At 51.2% G+C, this 22260-nt stretch carries 17 protein-coding genes and 1 tRNA gene; 10 read left to right on the top strand and 8 right to left on the bottom strand.

Going from position 1 to position 22260, the window contains the following annotated elements; all coding sequences use genetic code 11:
• Nucleotides 1–46: 46 nt before the first annotated feature.
• Complete coding sequence (locus SH451x_RS19270) at nt 47–4291, bottom strand: PVC-type heme-binding CxxCH protein (protein ID WP_479358667.1); 4245 nt, start codon at nt 4289–4291, stop codon at nt 47–49.
• A gap of 256 nt (nt 4292–4547) precedes the next feature.
• Between SH451x_RS19270 and SH451x_RS19275 the strand changes: the two genes are divergently transcribed.
• Entirely contained in the window at nt 4548–5348 is an 801-nt protein-coding gene (locus SH451x_RS19275) for a M90 family metallopeptidase (RefSeq protein ID WP_479358668.1), read from the top strand.
• A gap of 125 nt (nt 5349–5473) precedes the next feature.
• Here SH451x_RS19275 and ahcY read toward each other — a convergent pair whose 3' ends face one another.
• The 5 genes from ahcY to SH451x_RS19300 all read right to left on the bottom strand — a co-directional run bounded on the left by ahcY (nt 5474) and on the right by SH451x_RS19300 (nt 10586).
• On the bottom strand, nt 5474–6898 hold the full coding sequence (gene ahcY / locus SH451x_RS19280) for an adenosylhomocysteinase (RefSeq protein WP_479362920.1): 1425 nt from the start codon (nt 6896–6898) through the stop codon (nt 5474–5476).
• 195 nt (nt 6899–7093) lie between these two features.
• Nucleotides 7094–8005 (bottom strand): metalloregulator ArsR/SmtB family transcription factor, encoded by a 912-nt coding sequence (locus SH451x_RS19285; protein WP_479358669.1) that lies wholly within the window; start codon nt 8003–8005, stop codon nt 7094–7096.
• Nucleotides 8006–8112: 107 nt separating this feature from the next.
• Complete coding sequence (locus tag SH451x_RS19290; protein ID WP_479358670.1) at nt 8113–8967, bottom strand: hypothetical protein; 855 nt, start codon at nt 8965–8967, stop codon at nt 8113–8115.
• 64 nt (nt 8968–9031) lie between these two features.
• Nucleotides 9032–9463, bottom strand: a complete 432-nt coding sequence (locus SH451x_RS19295) for a DUF2203 domain-containing protein (protein ID WP_479358671.1) — start codon at nt 9461–9463, stop codon at nt 9032–9034.
• Between the two features lie 214 nt (nt 9464–9677).
• The gene (locus SH451x_RS19300) at nt 9678–10586 is read right to left on the bottom strand and encodes an ExeA family protein (protein WP_479358672.1); all 909 of its coding nucleotides are present in this window, start codon (nt 10584–10586) and stop codon (nt 9678–9680) included.
• A gap of 177 nt (nt 10587–10763) precedes the next feature.
• Here SH451x_RS19300 and SH451x_RS19305 point away from each other — a divergent pair, with 177 nt between their 5' ends.
• From SH451x_RS19305 to SH451x_RS19325, 5 genes are all read left to right on the top strand, one after another.
• Nucleotides 10764–12167, top strand: a complete 1404-nt coding sequence (locus tag SH451x_RS19305) for a type I glutamate--ammonia ligase (RefSeq protein WP_479358673.1) — start codon at nt 10764–10766, stop codon at nt 12165–12167.
• Between the two features lie 285 nt (nt 12168–12452).
• Nucleotides 12453–14003 carry a hypothetical protein gene (locus tag SH451x_RS19310; RefSeq protein ID WP_479358674.1) on the top strand — a complete coding sequence of 517 codons (1551 nt, stop codon included), beginning with the start codon at nt 12453–12455 and terminating at the stop codon, nt 14001–14003.
• Nucleotides 14004–14132: 129 nt separating this feature from the next.
• Complete coding sequence (locus tag SH451x_RS19315; protein ID WP_479358675.1) at nt 14133–14819, top strand: DUF3299 domain-containing protein; 687 nt, start codon at nt 14133–14135, stop codon at nt 14817–14819.
• Between the two features lie 51 nt (nt 14820–14870).
• The gene (locus SH451x_RS19320; protein ID WP_479358677.1) at nt 14871–15761 is read left to right on the top strand and encodes a class I SAM-dependent methyltransferase; all 891 of its coding nucleotides are present in this window, start codon (nt 14871–14873) and stop codon (nt 15759–15761) included.
• 21 nt (nt 15762–15782) lie between these two features.
• Complete coding sequence (locus tag SH451x_RS19325; protein WP_479358679.1) at nt 15783–16580, top strand: uracil-DNA glycosylase family protein; 798 nt, start codon at nt 15783–15785, stop codon at nt 16578–16580.
• A gap of 28 nt (nt 16581–16608) precedes the next feature.
• Here the strand turns inward: SH451x_RS19325 and SH451x_RS19330 are convergent, their stop codons facing one another.
• On the bottom strand, nt 16609–16869 hold the full coding sequence (locus SH451x_RS19330; protein WP_479358681.1) for a hypothetical protein: 261 nt from the start codon (nt 16867–16869) through the stop codon (nt 16609–16611).
• Between the two features lie 515 nt (nt 16870–17384).
• Here SH451x_RS19330 and SH451x_RS19335 point away from each other — a divergent pair.
• From SH451x_RS19335 to SH451x_RS19350, 4 genes are all read left to right on the top strand, one after another.
• Complete coding sequence (locus SH451x_RS19335; RefSeq protein ID WP_479358682.1) at nt 17385–18227, top strand: hypothetical protein; 843 nt, start codon at nt 17385–17387, stop codon at nt 18225–18227.
• Nucleotides 18228–18502: 275 nt separating this feature from the next.
• Nucleotides 18503–19906, top strand: a complete 1404-nt coding sequence (locus SH451x_RS19340) for a 3-deoxy-D-manno-octulosonic acid transferase (RefSeq protein WP_479358683.1) — start codon at nt 18503–18505, stop codon at nt 19904–19906.
• Between the two features lie 186 nt (nt 19907–20092).
• Nucleotides 20093–20166: transfer RNA gene (locus tag SH451x_RS19345), tRNA-Arg, on the top strand.
• A 188-nt stretch (nt 20167–20354) separates the two neighbouring features.
• On the top strand, nt 20355–21791 hold the full coding sequence (locus tag SH451x_RS19350) for a tyrosine-type recombinase/integrase (protein ID WP_479358684.1): 1437 nt from the start codon (nt 20355–20357) through the stop codon (nt 21789–21791).
• Between the two features lie 43 nt (nt 21792–21834).
• On the opposite strand, the gene SH451x_RS19355 is transcribed toward SH451x_RS19350, so the two are convergent.
• The gene (locus SH451x_RS19355; RefSeq protein ID WP_479358686.1) at nt 21835–22101 is read right to left on the bottom strand and encodes a hypothetical protein; all 267 of its coding nucleotides are present in this window, start codon (nt 22099–22101) and stop codon (nt 21835–21837) included.
• Nucleotides 22102–22260 lie beyond the last annotated feature (159 nt).

Here is a 22260-nt window from a genome sequence, read left to right on the forward strand (position 1 = left end):
GCGATGCCCACGCGGTCAAATAAAATAAACCGATCGCTTCGGCTTATCACTGTTCCATCATGTATTTGAACAGCTCGATTCGTTCGCGATCATTCAGGGTTCCGATCAATCCCATTGGCATAAATGAATTGGGGGACACCTTCATTTCTTCAATTTCATCCTTGCTGATCGTCTCAGTCGTCGTCGCGGTGCGCAACGTAATGGCTGAATCGGTTTCATTCGTTACCAATCCCGTAAAGATCCGGCCATCGTCGGTCATGACCAACCTTGCCTGAAAATCTTGCCCGATTACAGCGTTGGGATCGATCACATTTTCTACGATGTAGTCAATGCCTTTGGACCCGGTTCCGGCAAGATTCGGCGCGATGTTCTCACTTCCAGCGACTGGTTGGTGGCATGAGGCACACAACTGCTTGAAATGCACCGCTCCTGCTTTTTCACTATAGGCCCAAAGTGGAGCTGACTTATAAGCTTGAAGCGTCTTGGTGATTTCTTCCTTGAGTTCCGATGATGATTGCCGGACGCTCCCCCATTCTTTCGCAATTCGTTCATTTAAGCGATCATCGCCCAAGCCCGAAATTTGCCGCGCATAATATGCGGTCAGCTCTGACTTGGGGATAGCACCCGCCGCGACTGCGTCTAGAACAGCGTTCGCCCAGGAAATACGACTTGCCAGCAACTCCATGCCTGCTGCTTTCTCGTCTGAACTCCAAGTTGTGAATTTGTTCAATACGGATTCTGCGATGGCAATGTCGTCAAATCGAGTCAAAAGTGGAAGGACCTGCAGACGCACTTGAGGATCGTTGAGCAATGGCAAGAGCACTGGTTGGTTTGACATTGAATTGTCGTTCCGCAGGATTGAAATGGCATGCTGCTTGGCAGCCAGTGTTGCGTTCTTACTGCTTAACACGTTGCGCATCCGCACGAACAATGCTTCATCTCCAAAGGTAGCCCCCAGCGATTCAGCAGCTTGTCGCACTTGCAGATCTTCCGCATCATACAATTCCACAGCAAGATCCGACCATCCAACTGGCGCCTCGACGCCTCGCATGCCACGAACCGCCAATTCCAGCAGCCCCAACAAATGCAATCTCTGTCCCCGATTAGCTTGTGCAATCTTTTTTGTAAGCTGCTCTCGTCCGGTGGCTGAAAGTTTTGCCGCGTACCACGCCGCGAAATCCGAAATAACTTCAATCTGAGCACTGTTCGCCAGTTCTAATCCTCGCTCTAGATCCTTGTCCATGAGGCCTGCAATACCATACCAAAGCAACAACGGAAGATCTCGATCGGTCGTATTTTCTGCTTGTCGACTCAATATCGATGCAATCTTCCATCCGTGCTCAGGAGAGACCCTTTGCAAGGCAGATGCAAGGCAGCGACGTACAAAAAGCGACTCGTCCTTATCTGCAAGTTGAACCAGGCTCAAATTCAGCTCTTCAGTTGGCATTGTTTCAGTGGCAAGCTGAACCGCCCATCCGCGAACATATTCGCTTGGATCATCCATCCATTTTGCCAAACTGGAACCATCGACTGCGCCGATTGCATGCAGCGACCAGATTGCGTTCAGGCGGTTTGTATCAGCTTCAGCATCAACTGCTTGCTTTTGCAGTTCAGCTCGCGTCGCCTGATCAATCTTGCCCGCAGTCGCTCGTTCACTCAATACCTGCCGTGCAATTCGAGCATGCCAATCGTTCGGATGTTTTTGTGCAGCAACCAGTTCAGCATTGCTTGCGGAGGAATAATCGACTTTCGTCGGTTTATAAGTAGCGTCATACTTCATCCGATAGATACGACCATTTCCTCGATCCCAAAGCTCGACGTTCGGATTATGACAATGCCTTGGATCGTACCAATCGCTAATGTAGACCGCCCCATCGGGGCCATACTTCAAGTCTACGCCGATGTATTGTTCATCGCCACAGAACAAGACGTCGCTACCCGCGTGTATCGTGTTGTACCCGCCAGCCTCTCGTTGATTAATTTGATGATTCAGCTGATGTCCGTGCAGATTATGCGTAAAGAGGTGATTTCGATACTCCGCTGGCCAGTTGTCTCCCAGATAGATCATCGTCCCAACGTGGGAATGTCCGCCATACACTTCGCGTGAACCGGCTTTTCCAGCACCACCTTCGCCGTGGCCGTAGCGAGCCGACGCTAAAAGAAAGTTTTGCATCGCCGGTTGAGTGGCGATCGACTCAGATGAAATGAATCTCGCATAACCGCTGTTGACTTGATTCCAGTAGTGACCGCCCAACATCACATGGGTCGTTAAGCCTCGTCCCCAGAAGCTTCGGCAGTGCGTCATGAAGATTTGGCCATGTTGGTCGTAGTCCAGTCCCCACTGATTGCTGCCACCGTGGGCGAAAACTTCAAATTGATGTCGCGTTGGATGATAACGCCATACGCCGGCAGCTAACGACATTCGCTCGCTATCTCGTGCGCCAGGTTTGCCAATCTGAGACGAATTAAAAACACCTTGGTTACCATAAAGCCAACCGTCAGGGCCCCACATAAAGCTGTTTAAAGTTTCATGCGTGTCGGCAAAACCAAAACCATCCAAGAGAATCTCCGGCGCAGAATCTGGCACGTCGTCGCCGTTTCGATCGGGAATGAATAAGAGTTGCGGCGCGGCGCCAATCCAAACTCCGCCGTGTCCAACTTCCATGCCGCTGACAAGATTTAGTCCTTCTATGAAGACTTTGCGATTCTCAAACCGTCCATCGCCATCGTCGTCGGAAAAAATGACGACTCGGTCAAGCCCTTCGCCCTCAGGTCGTTTTTGCGGATAGGAATACCCCTCGACCACCCACAAACGTCCCTTGGCATCGAAAGTGAATGCCATCGGTTGGTGAACCTGCGGTTCGGCGGCAACGACATCCACCGAAAACCCTTGAGGTACGAACATCTTTGCAGTCGTTTCAGTTCCACGCTGGTCTTTGCTCAGGCCAACCGGATTTTCGACCAAATGCTGCAACAATGGATTGGCTGTCGTCCGCCAATACTGGACATTCACCGGCGCAGTCGGTGGTGAATCGTGGAAGCGGAAATCGTCAAAGTTCACATGCCCCCAACCTTCGCTGCTTTCATCAACGATTCGGACTGCGATTTTCTTGCCTTGATGTTCGCGCAGATCAACGGCCACGCGGCTCATTTGCTCTCGGTCGTTGCCAGAGCCTGCAAAAATTACCTTAGATGCTTCATCGGATTCGTAAAGCAAAATTTCAACTCGCGTGCTCTCGGTACTTCCGCCGCCAACCAGAAAGCTTGCGTAGGGCTTGGTGACTTTAAATGGAGATGATAACAGCGTGCCAATTCCAGCGTCCTGTACAACTTCAAAACCACCGATAAAAAAGTTACCGTTCTTGCCACTGTTTTGCCCGGCCCAACGGTCCGGAATACTATCCTTATCAATAGGCTGACGTTCAAACGCACTTCCCGTCGCAGTCCAGTCTGATAGTTTGCCGGACTCAAATCCCAAGTTCAACGCAGTGTTATTTTCACCCTTCGGCACCTCACCAACTTGATCGCTGACTTCACCTTGAGTCGACTTGAACTTGAACGGTTCCAGTCGATCAGACTTATTCTGCAGGTTCTGCAGTGTCACGTTGCGAATGGCTACTCGCGTTGGAGGACCGCTATGAAGCTGGAAAGCCAAAGCACCGTTGAGATCACGTTGATTTATCTGTTGATCTTCGAGTTCGCTAAAGAGCGTCCCATTGATAAAGATCTGTATATGCTCGCCAACAGCAACGATGCGATATTGATTCCATGCATTCTCCCGAAAGAGAACTGCATATTGGTTTGAGGGTGCGAATACTTCTGATTTCTTGCTACCATCAGGCAAAATGCGTACTCGGGTGCCACGCTCTGTTATTAAGCCTCGGCCATGTTCATCATAGATACGACCAAGCCATTCTTGGCCCATGTCCAGGTCAGCTTGATAACCAGATACATGGTCAATCGAATCTGCTTGGCAACGGAATTGAATTCCCGAATTTGCAGAAGCATCGCCAGACAGTTTGAAATCTAGTTGAAGATCGAAATCGTGAAGCTCGCCATTTCGCCAGATCAACCAGGTGTTCTTTTCAAGCGATTTTCCGACCGGGATTTCGCCAACTATAGCTCCATCTTCTACACGCCAATACTTCGGATCGCCTTCCCATCCTTCAAGGTTGACGCCGTTAAAAAGTGATTCGTGTGAAGTCGGGTCCGACCGATTTTCTTCTCCATAAACATTACCGACAAAGAACAATATAGCGAGGACCAGGAAGGGCAGGGAGGAGCGAGTCATTGAAAACCCGATTTCTAAAGCTTCAGAGAATTTGGTAGGAAGGCGAACTTTTTCGTTCGTCGCTCCCTATTTTAGCTAAACAACGCAAGGCAGGTAGACTTCGTTAAACTTACCTCAAAACAACTCAATATTCCAAGAAAACTGGAACAGTCGCCAGTTGATTCAGAAACCCGAAATCATCGCATATCGTAACTTCAATGCTTACTGCATACCTTTGAACGGTGTTGCATCCAATATGTTCCAGTGACTGAATATTATGTTTTTTAACTCTCGCTCTCGAAAACGCAAGCAACTCCTGGCTGCTCCAGTCAATGCGGATGAACACATGCTCGCCCGTCAAAGCCTTTGGCAGTTCCATCATTTGCCCGGCGCATTGCAAGAAAGTCTAGTTCGATGGTGTCGAGTTTTGATAGCCGAGAAAAGCTGGGAAGGATGTCGCGGCCTAAAACTGACGGATAACATTCGTTGGACGATTGCGGCCAGTGCTGCGCTGTGCGTCCCGCCAAATTCCGATTGGTACTTTGACAAGACCGAAACAATCTTGGTCTATCCTGAAGCCTATGTCGCGGAAGTTCGCCCCGGCGTACACAGCAATTTTGAACTGTCAGGCGAATTCGCCCGCTCCGGTCAAACCGTGTATAGGGGACCAATCATCGTCAACTGGCAAGATGTTCAATGCGCTGCTAAAGGTCCCAATCGTGGACATAGCTTGGCAATACACGAGTTTGCGCACCAGATCGACATGGTGAATGGTCCCAACGCTGATGGATTGCCCCCGCTTGCTAACGACGTCGACTCGGTGAAGTGGAACCGAGCGATGCAAACCGAGTTAGACTATGCACGACAAATGGTTGCTCAGGGGCATCGCGTGTACATCAACGATTATGGGTTGAGCAGCCCAAGTGAGTTCTTTGCTGTGGCCAGCGAGTACTATTTCCAGACACCGCATGAGCTTTACGAATACCATCCAGGAGTCTATGCAAGACTTCGTGAATTTTATCGAATCGATCTACGAGAGTTTCTTCCGCAAGACTCCACTTCGATCATTGGAAGTTGAAGCCTTTCTGTAAGTAAGCGCTCGTTGCGGGCGCAAAAAAACGCCGCATTGACTTATTCGCCAATGCAGCGGTTTAGATGTTGAAGGTTGCTCGATACACGAACAACTAGGCCAATAATATCGCGTTAGTAGCGGTAGTGTTCTGGCTTGTAAGGACCATCGACTGGAACGTTCAAGTATTCCGCTTGCGAGTTGGTGAGCTTGGTCAATTTGACGCCAAGCTTTTCCAAGTGCAATCGGGCAACTTCTTCGTCCAGGTGCTTCGGCAGAATGTAAACTTTGTTTTCATACTTGCCACTGCTTCGCTCGGTCCAGAGTTCAAGCTGAGCCAAAGTTTGGTTCGTGAAGCTATTGCTCATTACAAAGCTTGGGTGACCGGTCGCACAACCGAGATTCATCAATCGGCCTTCAGCCAACATCAGAATGCTGCGTTTGGTATCGGCAAATTCCCACTGGTCATATTGTGGCTTGATATTGATCCGCTTGACCTTGCCTTGCTTGGCAAGCTTTTCAAGACCAGCGATTTCAATTTCGTTATCAAAGTGACCAATGTTAGCAACGATCGCTTTGTCTTTCATGCGGTGCATATGCTCCGCAGTGATAACGTCTTTATTTCCAGTCGTGGTGATAAAGATGTCAGCCGTTTCAACATAGTCTTCCAATGTCTTGACTTCATAGCCTTCCATAACAGCTTGAAGCGCACAGATTGGGTCAATCTCGGTAACGATCACGCGGCAGCCTTGTCCACGTAGCGATTGGGCTGAGCCTTTTCCGACTTCGCCATAACCGCAAACCACGGCGACTTTGCCGCCGATCATAACGTCAGTAGCACGGTTCAGTCCGTCGATCAACGAATGACGGCAACCGTAGCTGTTGTCAAACTTGCTCTTGGTCACGCTATCGTTAACGTTGATGGCTGGGAACATCAATTCGCCCTTGCGCTGCATCTCGTACAGGCGATGTACGCCCGTAGTTGTTTCTTCCGATACACCTTGGATGCGTTCTGCCATTTCGGTGTAACGCTTCGGATGATTCACAACCGACTTACGCAACAAATCGAGGATCACGCCCCATTCGTGTGGTTCGTTTTCGGCGTCGAACGCTGGCACTTTTCCAGCTTTTTCGTATTCGGCACCCTTGTGTACCAACAAGGTAGCATCGCCACCATCGTCGACGATCAAGTCAGGGCCTTCGCCATCTGGCCAAACCAATGCTTGCTCAGTGCACCACCAATACTCTTCCAGAGTTTCACCCTTCCAAGCGAATACTGGAATACCTTGAGGATTGTCAAGCGTACCATTCGGTCCGACGACAACCGCGACTGCGGCAGTGTCTTGTGTGGAGAAAATATTGCAACTAACCCAACGAACGTCTGCGCCTAGAGCGACAAGCGTCTCAATCAAGACGGCGGTTTGAGTCGTCATGTGAAGCGAACCCATTACGCGTGCGCCAGCCAGCGGTTTGGTCTTGCCGTGTCGAGTACGCAAAGTCATCAGACCTGGCATCTCGTATTCAGCAAGTTCGATTTCCTTGCGGCCAAGACGCACCATGTCTTCAGCCTCCTCGCGACGACCACTTGCAAGAAGATCGTAGGCCTTCACTTTATGTGCAGGACGATCGGTACCAGCGGACTTACTTGCAGCAGGCTTCGGTGAAGCAACAGTGCTCATAAAAACAAACTCCTCAAAGGGTTAAAAAACGGCCTTCAACAACAAAGCTGAAAGCCACATAAAAGTTAAACGTACTTAAATTCTCGTGGCAATACTCATAAACAGATTCGGGCCCATCGCATCAGCCTGCGGCGGTAGATTGTGGAAGCTATCCATTTTCCAACCCGCCAATTCCAACCAGCCTTGCAACTGCTCTCGCTCGAACCCCAACCAAGTATGATTCAATTGCTGTCGATACTCTGTGCGATCGTGTTTCTGTAAATCTATAACCACCAATCGCCCTTGAACTTTCGTCACCCGCGATGCCTCTTCAAACACGCGAGCAGGATCCGCGACGTACGGCATAACAATCGACAAAACAGCCGCATCCAACTTGGCGTCTCCTAATGGCAAGTCAGTCAAATCTGCTTGCGATAATGTAACGTTTGTGTTGCCAAGCAGTCGTGTCCGTGCTGACTCCAACATCGCCGAAGATGAATCGAACCCAAACACCTGACGCACGTGCGGCGCAAGCATGGCAACCAATTCACCCGTGCCGCACCCCAAATCTCCAACAGTCCAATCCGAGGGCAGAAGCGCCGCTAATGCCCAAGCATCCAACCTCTGCCCAAAGAGATCCGTCCGCAAGCCATCCCACTTGCTCGCAGCCGACGAAAAAAATCGCTGACTGCGGCTGGAGCGTTCGATCAATATCTGCTGCAATCGCGATTCGTCTTGCGTCGTTACTAAATCGCCCTGCGTCTGTTCACGCACCAAATCCCATAAACGCCGTCGTGAATCTTCCAAATCGACCATCGGCAACGAATACTGATTGCTCGGGCCGTCACGTCGAGACACAATCCAGCCATCGTCCGCTAGCGTCTTTAAATGCCGGCTCACCGTACTTTGCGGCAACTGGAGCACCGAGCAAAGCTCCATCACCGTCAATTCATTGCCATCCAGCAGCCGCAATAATCGCGTCCGCGTCAGGTCTGACAGTGATTGCATCCAGGAAATCATTAGTTTTGCTCGCGTCGAAAAAACCCGCCACGGACACTTATCCGCATATCCGGATACATTATTAACCGGAGAATTCCGCCGTCAACGGGAATGCGCTAGTATTCCGGAGTTTGACTCAATAAAAACACGAGCGGCACAATCGCAATCGCTGCCGCAATGACCGCTGCGCAAAGAAGGCGAACCCAGGTTTTTCGCTGCTGCATCGCGGCCAGATCGATGACGCATACGGCTGCCGGCAGGACGAACAGCACGCCGCAAATCCAAATCGGTGAGAACTCGTCGTAAATACGATACTGCACGATGAAAAGCGGAGCTGCGAGGCTCGCGGGCCCGATTAAACTGTTCGCCCAAGAGCCTTTCGCTACCGTCGCTCGAATCGCAGCAAAGCAGGCAAGGAGGGCGAAAAAACCTAGTATTGCAGCGCCGAGCGTTGCGTAGCAGGTCATTGCGCATCCAGCGATCGCTCCAAACTGAGCCGTGGGCACCCACAAAAACCAACGTTCGGCATTTTGTTGCGAAAGCCAGCGCAAAAGTCCCGTGTTAACTGCGGCTATAACGACGACAGCCGTGGTCCAATAGATACGCTGTGCATCGAAGGTTTCACTATATTCCTTTTCCGGGAAGGTGATCAGGGTCCCATAGAAGGCGATTGCTCCTATCGCGAGAGCGTAAACCAGCAACTCTGCGCGGAGGTTCCCAAGGAACAATGACACGGCGCAGGCTAGCGCACTCAAAAGCACTACATAGTGCCATTCGCGGTCCGCTGGAATTGAGATACCTTCTTGAAGAAACTGACCAATCAAAATGGCTACAGCAAAGCCGAAGCAGGCTATTGCGGCGGCAAAGCCAGGCTTTTCCCACCGAGTGAGCAAAACGGCGAAGATTCCGCTCACTAGAGCGAATCCGATTGCGACGACGACATAATTAAAGAGTTGAATGTTATCAGGCATGCCAACCATTGTAGCGCGGTCGGCACAGAAAAACACTCACCTGTACGAACAACAGGTCGACGAGCTAAAGCGGCTTGCGATCTGCGTACGTTTCGCCGGGCCAGCAGTAGGAAGTAATCGCAATTTCTCCCATCCTCCAGCAATAAAACGCCGGGCGATCTTCCACCAGTGCGGGAAAAACGACGACGCCATCGTGCGCGGACTGTAGCAGCACGCCCAGGGATTCCAATTCGTTGATTAAACTGTTCAGCTGGCCTTCCTCTTCTTTGAGGTCAGCTCGGGTGACTTCGATTTCGTCGCTGTAGTAGCCGTCGCCACGCCCGACAGATTTTCGATTTTCCCGTCGTCTGGCAATGCGGTGCATTTGCAGTTTGCGTTCGGTCAGATCGCGATGCGCGAGCGAGATATCAGCCACAATAAGGCGCAACAAAGGCAACATCGCAGTCGCCTGTGCAAAGGAAAAGATAACTTCAGTTTGTGAATCGTGCGAATTCATTCGCCTGATCTCGTATAAGTGGCTGCAAACTAAGTGATGTAGAACAAACTCCCCGCCGTACTCTTTACTAACACTATCTACGTCTGTCGACTCTATCTTGTTTCGAAAGTCTGGTGGAAGCAATGCTGTTTTGTGCTGCAATTTTAAATCGGGCAAAATCTGATCAGCAAATCTCTCGCCAGAAGCAAATAGCAAAACAAAAGACGCCTCGTTTCTAGTTTGGTTCACTTGGATCAAAGCTTGCCATCTCGACTTCCACTTCGCCACCGTGCATTGACAGCTCGCTGGCTACTTCGTCTACCAAATCGGCGGAAACGCGGTCCAGCCGTCGAAGTGCACCTGCAACCAGGCACAGGTCTGCTAGGTAGTTAATACGGTACGGCAACCCGTCCGAAAGCTCTTGAATCCTGGTGATTGATTGGGCGTCGAAGATGCTGTCGCGACCTTTACAAGCATCCATGCAGTATTCGAAATAGTCCGCTGTCTGTCCTAAATCCCACGCTGGAAGGGTAATTTTGAGTTGGCATCGCTCGACCAAACCCCGAGGCAGATCCATCAAGTAGTCATCCGTGATGCTCATCACGCATGTGAGATCAGTCAGGTTGTTGCTAATTCGTCGCAGGATGGAAAAAATTTCTGCGGCCCCGCTTTGCAGGTCATCGATAAGCAGCACGATGCGACTGTTTTGAGCAATTAAGCCGCGAACGGTATCTTCGAGCGCGACCCATCGTCGCTCGCGGGACAGCGAGGAAAGGTCCTGAAGCTGCGATTCGTCTTTCGATAACCGTTCGATGAGCTTGGTGATAATTGAATCGAGGTCGAGGCCCAGCAGCGACAGGTAAGCTACCTTCGCACGACCTTCCTGAGTCATACTGCCGATTCGGCTTACCAAACTACGCATTAAAACCGTTTTCCCCACCAGTGACGGCCCGACCAGCAACCCGAGCGAGCTACCGTTCTTCACCATGAACCGAATTCGGGCAATGGCCTCCTCAACGCTTCCGCCTTCGTAAAGTCGCGATTGTGCGTTCGTGGCAAAAGGGGACTTGTTGATCCGCCAGTATTGAGTGTAGTGCATGCTCTCATCCAGCCCGTGGTACGTTTTGCCTTGGGAGATCGTCAATCTTAGTTTTCGATCTGCGCACAGGTGTGCTATTCGTTATCGTCGACAAAATCGTTTGCCGACTTCACAAAACGTACACATTTCGCCAGACTTCTATTAAAGTTCTTTTTGCTGCAAACCGGCCGGTTGCGAAACCTCGCTTCTACACTCGTTTACGTCGAATTCCGGAGATTGATTGTGACACCTCGAAGTCTGATGGCGTTCTGTCGTGAAAAAGGCGTTAAGTCGGTTGAAATCCGCTACACCACGTTTGTCGGTCGTCGAGAAAATATCCAAATCCCAGTCGATCGTCTTACAGAGGAGCTTTTTGAAACCGGAATGCCGCTTCTAAGTTCTTCGCCACACGCTTCGTGTGCTCTGGACTGTGTGGTTGTTCCGGTTGCTGAAACAGCATACTTAGCACCTGCACGTTCAATTACAACGTTGGTCTTGGTCGCAGAAATTCAAGACGCAGTAACTCGCCGCGAAGACGTATTTGATGCGCGGAGCATCTTGCAGCGGGCAGAGGATGCTTGGGAAAACGCGGGTTTCGGTGAATCAGTACTCATTGGCCAGACGTGCGAAGTCATCTTGACCGATGCCAGGAAACATCGCAGTCGACTCAACGAACGCCATCCAAGCCGTAGCCGCTTCAATGAACCTCAACAAACGTTTGACTACGAACCAGCCATCGCAAACGAAAGCATCGACCATGCTCGCTCAGCGCGACAATCATCAGATAGTTTACTTGGAGCCCACAATGTCGCTTCGATCTGTAGCGAGATCCTCCAACAACTGACCGATGTTGGAATTGCGGTAAATCAAGTTTGCCATTCCGATAGCGAGCCGGGACATTGCCGATTTCATTTGGCAGCGGTTGGAGCTACTCGTGCAGCCGACATCCATCTGCTTACTTGCGAAATAATTCGAGTCGCAGCATCTCAAAACGGTCTTTCGGCCAGCTTCATGCCGGTCATGTCTCCCTCTAGCGCGATGCTTGGTTGGCAATTGCGACTTGCAGCGTACAAGGAGAACGAATCCTTGATGGTTGGCTCAAAACAGATGGGGCTTTCTGATAAAGCCATTTCCGTTACCGCGGGAATTCTGCACCATTTGCCTGCGTGCACTGCGCTTTTGAACGCCTCCGAAAATAGTTTCCGGCGTATCAACCAGTTGCGATCGCAATTTCGCAAACTATCCGCAGGCAGCTCGCGGAGCGCTCACGCAATCCAAATCGTGTCGCACAGTACGAACGCGAATGATAAATGCATTGAGGTCTCGGTGGCCGATCAAACGTGCAATCCATACTTGGCGATCGCTTCGATCCTGATGGCCGGCATCAATGGAATCGAAGAGAATTTGACGCTCGACGAAAACGGCCGGTGTAGCGTTCCCGAGAAATCTGCTTTGCCGACGCGGCGACTTCCCTATTCGCTTGACCGCGCGCTGTCTCGACTTCGATCCAGTCATGATTTTCTCCTTGCGCACGATGTGTTTTCCGCCAAGTGCATCGATACTTGGATCCGCTATATTCGAAAGTCGCGGGTGGACGCGTTTAAGCCAACCCCGTCTGGAAAAGAATTGGCGGAACACTTTCGCTGATCAAGGCAACGTTCTGCTTTGCCAAGTGTCAACGCTCGAAACGCCTTTTACGCATCGCGGAACTGTGTCGTTTCGCGCGTGAGTGACTCCCGAGGTTGTGCGGAATTCGGTTGAAATACCGGCGTTTGCTGTTCTCTGAGCGGGGCAGGTTGTGGTAGATACCGAGTTGGCAGATACCAAAAGGTGACCTATCATTGACAGTTAGTCCGATTTTGCCGCCCAGAACGACGGTTTTCCTTTGACGCCTGCTGCGTCGGTCGCCCGAGTCGCGACGGGAGAAAATTAATGTTATTGAGAAAAATGCCCAGACTGAATCGCCTTTCCCTTTTATCAAGTGCACTGGTCGCCGTGGTGACTGTTGTAACAGTGCAGGGGGCGAGCGTCGCCAAAGCATGTCCGTTTTGTACGGCGGCATCACAAACGTTGCGGCAGGAAATGACAAGCATGGATGTGGTTGCGTTTGCAAAACTGGTTCCATCGTCGCAATCAACGATCGACGGTCAGGCCACTTTTACAATCACAAGTGTGGTTCAAGGCGAGAAACATGCAAAGGCGAACGACACATTGGTCGCACCTTATTTTGGCCCTGGCAAATCGGACAAGACTTACCTTGTGATGGCTGTTCTATCCGACGAACTGCTGTGGTCGTCTCCGTTGACACTGACCGACAACTCGAAAGACTACATCGACAAATTGTTCAAACTCTCCGAAGACTCAACGGAGCGTTTGAAGTTCTTCATTAAGTATCTCGAGAACCCAGAATCCTTGTTGGCTGGCGATGCGTATGATGAGTTCGCGCTAGCTCCTTACGAAGACGTGAAAGCGATCAAGGACGCGATTGACCGTGAGCAGCTTTGGAGTTGGCTGAATGACAATACGATTTCACCAGACCGAAAACGACTTTACTACACACTGCTTGGCATTGTGGCCCAGGACGAAGACGCGGTTGCGCTTGAGGCAAAACTGCGAAGTGAAAATCCTGATGACAAAGCAGGTTTGGACGCATTGATCGCTTGCTATTTAACGATCGTTGGCGAGAAAGGCCTACCGTTTCTTGACAAACAGTTTCTGACCAACACGAAGGTTGCTTACGCGGACACCTATGCCGCCATCATGGCGTTGCGGTTCCAAGGGACCGAAGGCGGCGTCATAGACCGGAACAAGATTTTAGAGTCGATGAGGCTGTTACTAGATCGTCCCGACTACGCGGACTTGGTAATTCCGGATTTGGCACGCTGGGAAGATTGGTCGCAGATCGACAAACTGGTGGAATTGTTTGAAAAGTCAGACGACACCAATAGCTGGGTTCGGTTGCCAGTAATTAACTACATGCGAGCGTGCCCGCTGCCGAAAGCAAAAGAGAAACTTGACCACCTTGAGAAGCTGGATCCCAAGGCATTTCAACGCGCGAATCTCTTCTTCCCAATCCAGCAACCAGTAATCCAACAACCGGCAATTCAGCAACCGGTGGAACCCTCTACTGAGCCTGCCCCCAGTACGAATGACAGCTCGTATGTTCCTTCTGCTAAATCGCAAGACCGAATTGCCAGTCTCCCCGCAGCGTCCGGCGAGTTGCTTGCCGACACGCCATCGATTTTTGCATTCCGAAGCCGAATCGCGTCAGGCGACCGGACAACGGGCAAGTCCACCCCAAGCTTGAGCGGAAGAAGTGTAGTGACATCAGATAGGTCGGTGAACCCGCTTTCAATATCAGCCGTAACGCTTCTCACGACAGTAAACTTTGCCTTAGCAATGATGTTTGTCTTGTCGGGGCGGCCAGCCGAAAAGTCGCTGGTCACCAAGTTTCGGCTCGCACTGCATCGTTGCCTGAGTTAGATATATTGGTTGCCCGATGGTACGAAATGTTTGCATAAGCAAACAAACAAACCCGTTGCGGCACATCTCGAGGAGCCGTTGTAGGGTTCTTCATCATCGGTTTTAGCAGCGATTAAGGTTTGTACGGCGATGAGTTCGATCGATAGCTTGGTAGGTTCTGCATTTGGGTCCGACGATTTACCAGTCGAACCTAACTACCGTTCTGTTTCGAAGTCTGCAGTGTTTGCACTGGTTTTAGCAGTCCTGGGACTTTTCGGGTTTATCGTAGCCCCTGGACTTGTGCTGCCGCTTGTCGGTTTGGCATGCGGGCTGATCGCGTTCAACACGATCCGTTCATATCCCGACGAATACACAGGCAAGGGCATCGCGATGGTAAGTATCGCCATCTGTGCCGTGACGTTGATAACCGCGCCGATGCGTCATTACTATGTGTACATGACTGAAGTCCCCGAGGGTTACGAGCGGATCGACTTTTCGCTATTGAAGAGCGGCTACAACGCGCCAGACATTCCTCCCGCGTCTGCCACTGAACTCAATGGCAAACGTGTGTTCTTAAAAGGCTACATCCTTTCTAACTCGGTCAGCAGCAAGACATTCAAATCGTTCGTCTTGGTACCTGACTTTGCGACTTGTTGTTTGGGTGGCGAACCTCCAATGACGCATAAGATTCAAGTCAATCTCACAGGCGATCAGGTAGCCAGATGGGCGTTGCGTCGATACAATCTCGCCGGAACCTTGGAAGTGGACCAGACGGTACAGCAAGTACAAAATGGCGCCGGGGTTTATTACACGCTGAAAGCTGACTACATCAAGTGATGAAGCAGGTCGAGTTTCAGCATTCAACATCTTGTTGCACGAAGCACGACCTTGAGCCCAGCAAAAAGTTCCAGCGTTAAATCGCCAAAGCCGTCTCCTAAGTCCTCAGCCAAATCTCAGCCAAAGGCTTCTGCTAAACCGGCCGATTCAGCCAAGGTCGTTCTTAAACGTGATGAATCTTGGTACGACTACCCTGAGTACTACGACGCAGGATTTACTGAGAATGTGGAACTCGAAGCAGGCTTTTACGAGAAGGCTTTCGAGCGTTTTGTTCCGCACAAAGTTAAACGTGTCTTCGAACCCGGTTGCGGCAGCGGTCGTTTGATCGTTGAGATGGCTAAACGCGGCTACGACGTTACTGGCCTGGATCTCAGCAAGTCGATGCTCGACTTCTGCAAACAAGAACTTGACCGCAACAACACCAAGGCAACACTTATCAAAGGCGACATGACCGACTTCAAATTGAAGAAGAAGGTCGATGCCGCTTTCAATCCGGTCAATACGTTCCGTCACCTGCTGGATGAAGAGTCGGCGAGGAAGCACCTGCAGTGTGTTGCAGATGCGTTAAATGTAGGTGGAATCTATATCCTAGGGCTACATTTAGTTCCAAAAGATGGCGAACTGTTCGGCACTGAACGTTGGCAAGTAAAGTATCAGGACGCTCGAATCTATTACTCTTTGACGGTGGAAGAGTGTGATTTAAAGACTCGTGTGGAAAAACTGCGACTGACGATGACTGTCAAAAGGCCAGTGGATAGCTTCAAGCTTATCGATTACTTACACCTGAGACTTTACAATGCTCGTCAAATCAAATCGCTGATCGAATCTGTATCCGATTTTAAGATTCGGGAAGTTTATGACTTCTGGTACGAGATCGATGAGCCACAAAAGTTGAACAACGAAATTTGCGACACGGTCCTTGTTCTTCAGAAAACAGCGTAAAAGTAACGCACGACAAACCTTATGGCCATCAATGCCAAAGTGAAACGCACAGCCAAAACCAGTGTAGCGTCCAACGCTTTAGTTCAAACTAGAGCGCTTAAGAAGGCTTGTGCAGCGTTGATCGACAGCCTCGATGCCATCGATTTTTCAAGCGTAACACCTTGGGTCTACAATCCGCTTAAGTATGCGTGGGGCGCGTATGCGGAATATCTTGATCGTTTTGTACAACAGGCGACTGCGACTGTGTTTTTGGGAATGAATCCTGGGCCGTGGGGTATGGCGCAGACGGGGATTCCCTTTGGAGAAGTCAGCGTTGTCCGAGATTGGTTAAAAATCTCCGGGAAGATCGGTAAGCCAGAACTCGAGCACCCTAAGCGACCGATTGTCGGTCTGGAATGCAAGCGGTCAGAAGTTTCTGGAGCCCGACTGTGGGGGCTGTTTCGAGAGCGGTTTAGGACACCGGAGGAGTTCTTCCAGACCGGTTTTGTTGCCAATTACTGCCCGCTCGTCTTTATGGATACCTCGGGAAAGAATTTGACGCCCGATAAATTCCCAAAGGTTGTGCGGGAACAATTGCATGCATGCTGCGATCTTCACTTGGCCGCAACACTCAGCATCCTAAAGCCGAAATACAGCGTCGGCGTCGGCAACTATGCCTATGAAGCGTTGCGACGTGTGATCGAAGCAGAGGGGATGTCAGAGACGATCGCAGTGCACAAAATCCTGCACCCGTCTCCCGCTTCACCCGCTTCCAACCGCGGTTGGGCTCAACTGGCGGAATCCGCGTTGATTGACGCCGGAGTCTGGACGATAGCCTAGGGCAGGAACGATCTGGAACATCGACCGGCTAAGCTGCGGCGCGGCTATTTTGCTCGCCATAGACGAAGTCGTAAGCTGAACCGCCGAAGATCATGGTCTTTTGCGGGCTGTAAAATTTGACTTGTTGTTCCTCTATGAACCAAGTCAGAGAATAGCCAGCCGCCTTCCAGTGCCGGCCACAGTAGGTTCCATCTCGAATCAGAATTGATTCGATCAGCCCCTCGGTGCTCCCAGCCCCCAAAGCGCAAATAAATGCATTTCGAACAGCTTCAGCATTCAAAATCGGCATAAGATCGAAGAATAAAGTAGTAGAGTTTTGGCAGTGGCTTTAGATCTGTTTCCTTTTATCGTCCCCGTTTCTAGTACCGGCCAACCCTGTCGTTTCGAACGGCACGTCTTTCCTAAAGCCCCTAAATAGCCATACTCAAAACAGGCAAACCCCACAAACGTAAAGTTTCTAAGGGTGAATTCATTGAAACTTGGGCTCGGGAATGGATTTCGAGTTGTTGGAAACTAGAATCAAACATGGAAGAAATACAGGACGCCAGCTTTTTCGGTGGCGCCCCGTCGTTTTCCATTCCATGATGCCTCGGCTAAACGGCCGGTGCTTAAGTTCCGCAGATTTCCAGCGGCTTGGCACGAACGGAATCATCGGCACAATTAGTCCTGGGCTAGCGGCTAGAGAAAGCCCCCTTACGAATTGTGCGCTTTTCGTTGACATTGACGATTTGAGGTAACTATACTGCCCTGTGTCGCGGCCAAATTTCGGTCCCAGTGGCGTAGTTGTTTAGGATAAAATAAGTCATGACAGATCTGGGCAAAGTCTTCGTAATGATCGTTACTATTCTATCTGCAGGGTTTTTGACCCTGTCGATGGTAGTTAACGCTTCTCACGTCAATCATCGGTCTCTGGCTCAAAAGCTAGAGGAAGAAAATAGACAGCTTTCTCGAAACGTGACGGAACTGAAAACGGCAATTGAGAAGGGGCAGACGGAACTGGCGCACGAACAAGCAGCCCGCCGTCAAGCACTTGCAGCCCTGCAAAGCCAGAACAACACGTTGATTACAGATTTGAGCACAAACGAAGCCGCATTGGCTCGTCTGCAATCGCAGAACACATTGATGAATCAGACGCTGAACCAAACCCAAGCGGAACTTCAACGCGTTACTCAAGAAAATGAGAACATTCGGCAGCAAATTGCCACGACACTACAAGATCGCAATGAACTTCGTTCGAAGGTAATTGCCCGTACGGACGAGCTTTACAATTTGACGTCGCTTTTGAAGGACTCTCAGGATCGCGTTAAGCAATTGCAGAGCGAAGTGACCATTCTGCAAGCAAGAAATAACACTGCCGCGGCCGCTCTTGCGTCTGCGGGCCTATCGGAAAACCCAGACGATGTGCCACCTTCGGACATCAAAGGCGTCATCACCGCCGTTTCCGGAAACAGCCTCGTAGAAATCTCCTTGGGTCGCGACGATGGACTTCGAGCTGGCCACCAGTTGGAAGTTTACCGAGGCAGCCAGTACCTTGGACGAATTCGTATTCAACGAGTTGATGACGATAAAGCGATTGGAGAAGTACTTCCGTCATTTCGCAAGGGCTTCATCCAACAGAACGATACTGTCGCTGCGAAACTTGGGTAGTTTGATCATTTAGCGACGCTTCCTTCTCAATTACTTTCTCTTCAGAGTCCAAACACATCAACATGGCTGCTCGCAAACCGCTTTCGATTTACACTGCGATGCTGATCGCGTCGACAATTATGCTGTTGTTTGCATGCATTCTGATGGTGCGAGAACTGTATGCCTGATGAGATTTTGATCGTGTTCTGAAAGCGAAAATGTTCTATAGTTTCGCTGTACTGGTAAGTGAACACTGATCTGCTTTTTAAACGCGTGACGAAATGGATTTCGCTGGCGTGAGACAAATCTGCCTCAATCTGCTCTATGCGGCCGCACTGGCTGTACTTTCTCCAGCGATCGCACTAAATGGCTTTCGCAAGCGTTCATTCTTGCTTGAATGGAAAACACGTTGGTTGGGTCGCGTTCAAGTTCCACCTGGTCGGGAACCCATGATCTGGTTGCATGCTGTGAGCGTAGGTGAAGTCAACTTGCTACAACCGGTTCTGCAAGCTCTGCGTCGTAAGCACCCCGGATATCGATTTGCCATCTCAGCGACGACTGCCAGCAGTCTAAAGCTCGCAAGGCAAATCTTCCCTAACGAGTTTGTGTTTCGAATGCCGCTCGATTTCTCGTGGGCAATCAAGCGTACTTTGGCGAGCCTCAACCCCGAGCTTATCTTGCTTGCGGAACTAGAAGTATGGCCAAATTTGCTTGCGATTTCACAAGAGAAGAATATTCCGGTCGCGATCGTTAATGGTCGATTGAGCGAGGGCTCCTACCGGGGTTACAAGCGTTTGCACAAACTGGTCGCACCGACATTCTCGCGACTCAGCTTCGTCGGAGCACAAGATGAGGAATATGCGAAGCGATTCCGCGACCTTGGCGTTGATTGCTCCCGAGTCCAAACCACCGGTAACATTAAGTTCGACAACTGCAATTTAGATCCTTATACCGAAACGGCGAATCAACTTCGCTCAGTTCTTGGTCTAACGCCTAGCAGAACTATCAACCGGCATTTCCGCCAGGAGCTTTCGGCGAGCGGTCAGAACGTTCCGGTTTGGGTCGCAGGCAGTACGCAAGTGGGCGAGGAAGAGATGATTCTCGCAACGTACAAAGCCGTCTTGGCAACGATTCCAGAGCTTCGTTTGATTTTAGTGCCACGTCATCCCGAGCGATTTGAGGCAGTCGTTAAATTGGCAAAAGCAGAAGGCGCTTCAGTCGTCCGTCTCAGCGAACTTAGACGAGCGAACGAAAGAACAGATTGGAAGATTCTGGTCGGCGACACGGTTGGCGATCTGCGATGGCTATGGTCCCTAGCCGACATTGCTTTCGTCGGCGGCAGTTTCGGCGATCGCGGTGGTCAGAACATGCTAGAACCAGCCGCCTATGGAAGCAGCGTCGCCGTAGGTCCCAACACAAAGAATTTCAAGCGCGTTGTAGAGCTTTTGTTAGACGCCGATGCGCTTACGCAACTCAAGCAACCAGCAGAGCTTTCCGAGTGGGCTAAGAGTCAGCTAAGCAACCACGATCATCGCATTCAAGTGGGCATTCGAGCCCAAGCCGTCGTCCGGCAACACTTGGGAGCGATCGATCGAACGTTAGAAGCGATTGGTCCTTTGTTGGCCGGCGCGGAGACATCTAGGAAGTCGAGCGTAGGTGCGTTGGAAGCGGGAGTCACGTCAGCTCGCCAAGCTGCTTAGAGATTTGGCTTTAGTAGTCAAATCATTTGAATTGGGTACGATTTTCAGACGGCTGGCGTAGCCTGGGTCACTTTCCGTGTGGTAAGTGAAAAATGCCCTTCAAAACCCCTTGTAGAGAACAGCGGCTAGGCATTAAACTCTTGGACCTTGAAAGCAGGCCACCGCAAGGTGGCCGGCAGTAGAAATGCACCCATAGCTCAATTGGATAGAGCATCGGTCTACGGAACCGAAGGTTTCTGGTTCGAATCCAGATGGGTGTACTAAGGCTCTTTCTCAGAGACCTTCTTACAAACCCGCGAAATCATTGGGTTTCTCTAAGCTTTCCGGCGAATCATAAGCGTTAACAGCGTCTATCCCCTTGGCGTGTTTCAGAACGGTAAAACGGTAGTCTACGGTTTTCGGCCAAATTACTACCGCTTTTGCCAGACCAAGGTAAAGGGGCAAAGCGATGCGTGTACCGAAGTATCGGCTACATAAGGCGACCGGCATGGCGCTGGTCGTGTTGAACGGCAAGACGTTCTATCTGGGGCGACATGGTACGAAGTCGTCGAAGGCTGAGTACGATCGGCTCATTGCCGACCATGCGGCAGGCCGTGAACTCGAAACCAAGCGGACCAAGGCAAAGCGGCGGCGGACGGTCGAGCCGGAACAGGCAGGCGAAACCGCCTCGGGCGGCAAGTTGCCCAACCTGCGACGCCATAAAGGGACGGGCCAGGCAGTCGTCACGCTGGATGGCAAGGACTACTATCTGGGGAAGTTTGGGACCGCCGACGCCGTCAATCGTTTCCGGCGTCTGATCTCTGAATACATCGCTTCGGAGGGCACGTTCGCCTACCGGGGCCGAGCCGACGAACTGACGATCAACGAACTGATACTGTCTTATTCCATGTTCGCGAAGGAGTACTACGGCTCTGGTCCGAGCTCCGATTTCCATCGTCTTAAGCCTATCTTCCGCGTTCTGAAGCAACTCTATGGCCGGGAGAAGGCGGTGGGATTCGGACCTCTGGCATTCGAGACCGTACGCGGGGAGCTATCCAAACCGTATATGAAACGGTTGATCAACAAGGACGGCGAGGAGGAGATGGTCGAACGGTTGCGGTCGCGTCGATACGTCAATTCATTGATGAAGAAGCTGCGGCGCATGTTCAAATGGGGGGCGTCGAAGGAACTCATTCCTGCCTCGATCCACCAAGCGATCTCGACAGTTGAACCGCTAAAGCTGGGGCGATGCGAACTACCGGAGCTCGAGGACGTTCCACCCGTCGATCGTGCTATCGTTGATCTCACGCTCCCGCATCTATCGCGGGTCGTTAAGGCGATGGTCAAATTCCAACTCGCGACGGGCTGCCGACCGGGCGAGTTGTGCGGGATTACTCCGGGAATGATCGATCGATCCGGTGACGTGTGGATGATCCGGCTCGACCGACATAAGACTCGTTACCGCGGTAAGTCACGGACGATCTACGTTGGGGAAGATGGGCAAACGATCCTGACGCCGTTCCTACTACGTGGCGCGGACGACTACTGCTTTTCACCCCGCGAGGCCATCCAGGAAATGCTCGACCGTCGCGCGAGTGAACGGACGACACCCGCGTCCTGCGGGAATCGGCCTGGGACCAACGTAGTCGTGAAGCCGAAAAAGCAGCCGGGCGTGCGCTACTCGACGCAGTCCTACAGCCGGGCCGTGGCAAATGTTTGTAAGGCTAACGGCATTGCGCAGTGGTCACCCAATCAGCTCCGTCACCGGTTCGCGACCGACATCCGGGCCAAGCATGGGCTCGACGCTGCCTCGGTGCTGTTGGGGCATTCGGACGCCAGCGTGACGCAGATCTACGCAGAACGGGACCAAGAAAAGGCTATTCAGATCATGCGTAAGAAGGCATAGCACATCATCGATTGGCCAGCGTTCGTTCGACGCCCCGAAAGCATCATGACTCGTCGATGTCCGGTTCGAAGTCCGGGTCTGCCGGCAATTGATCCAGTGATTCGTAGGTTGGTGTCTCGGCATTCTTACCGATCTGTGCCGGTTCCGCGTCACGACCGAATACACTGCCACGTTGCTTTCCCACCTGGCTGAAGGTTGGTTTGTTGAAAGTGCCAAGCTCTTCGCCCACGTGAGTCGGGCTAGGAAAGGCGGGCAAAATCTGCCCAAGCTCCTTGTGGCCCTGTCGGACAGCAGCAGCTATCAATTCCACGGTACATCAATAAACCTTTCGTACGTCAGAGCACACATTTCTAGAGGTGCGTGATGGAATTGAATGTGTCTCCAAAGAACCTAAAGACAGCGCACGGAAGGTCAGCTATAACAATTTGAAGTATGTCGAACAATAATCCGAACTTCAACTAAAATGCAT

It is taken from the genome of Njordella aestuarii, assembly GCF_056494165.1.

What these genes read in the sequence shown, in the direction of transcription:
- SH451x_RS19330 (WP_479358681.1), bottom strand. Translation starts at nt 16,869, where the DNA reads ATGCCGATTTTGAATGCTGAAGCTGTTCGAAATGCATTTATTTGCGCT.
- SH451x_RS19310 (WP_479358674.1), top strand. Translation starts at nt 12,453, where the DNA reads ATGTTATTGAGAAAAATGCCCAGACTGAATCGCCTTTCCCTTTTATCA.
- SH451x_RS19350 (WP_479358684.1), top strand. Translation starts at nt 20,355, where the DNA reads ATGCGTGTACCGAAGTATCGGCTACATAAGGCGACCGGCATGGCGCTG.
- ahcY (WP_479362920.1), bottom strand. Translation starts at nt 6,898, where the DNA reads ATGGTGCGTCTTGGCCGCAAGGAAATCGAACTTGCTGAATACGAGATG.
- SH451x_RS19290 (WP_479358670.1), bottom strand. Translation starts at nt 8,967, where the DNA reads ATGCCTGATAACATTCAACTCTTTAATTATGTCGTCGTCGCAATCGGA.
- SH451x_RS19295 (WP_479358671.1), bottom strand. Translation starts at nt 9,463, where the DNA reads ATGAATTCGCACGATTCACAAACTGAAGTTATCTTTTCCTTTGCACAG.
- SH451x_RS19325 (WP_479358679.1), top strand. Translation starts at nt 15,783, where the DNA reads ATGGCCATCAATGCCAAAGTGAAACGCACAGCCAAAACCAGTGTAGCG.
- SH451x_RS19315 (WP_479358675.1), top strand. Translation starts at nt 14,133, where the DNA reads ATGAGTTCGATCGATAGCTTGGTAGGTTCTGCATTTGGGTCCGACGAT.
- SH451x_RS19285 (WP_479358669.1), bottom strand. Translation starts at nt 8,005, where the DNA reads ATGCAATCACTGTCAGACCTGACGCGGACGCGATTATTGCGGCTGCTG.
- SH451x_RS19270 (WP_479358667.1), bottom strand. Translation starts at nt 4,291, where the DNA reads ATGACTCGCTCCTCCCTGCCCTTCCTGGTCCTCGCTATATTGTTCTTT.
- SH451x_RS19275 (WP_479358668.1), top strand. Translation starts at nt 4,548, where the DNA reads ATGTTTTTTAACTCTCGCTCTCGAAAACGCAAGCAACTCCTGGCTGCT.
- SH451x_RS19335 (WP_479358682.1), top strand. Translation starts at nt 17,385, where the DNA reads ATGACAGATCTGGGCAAAGTCTTCGTAATGATCGTTACTATTCTATCT.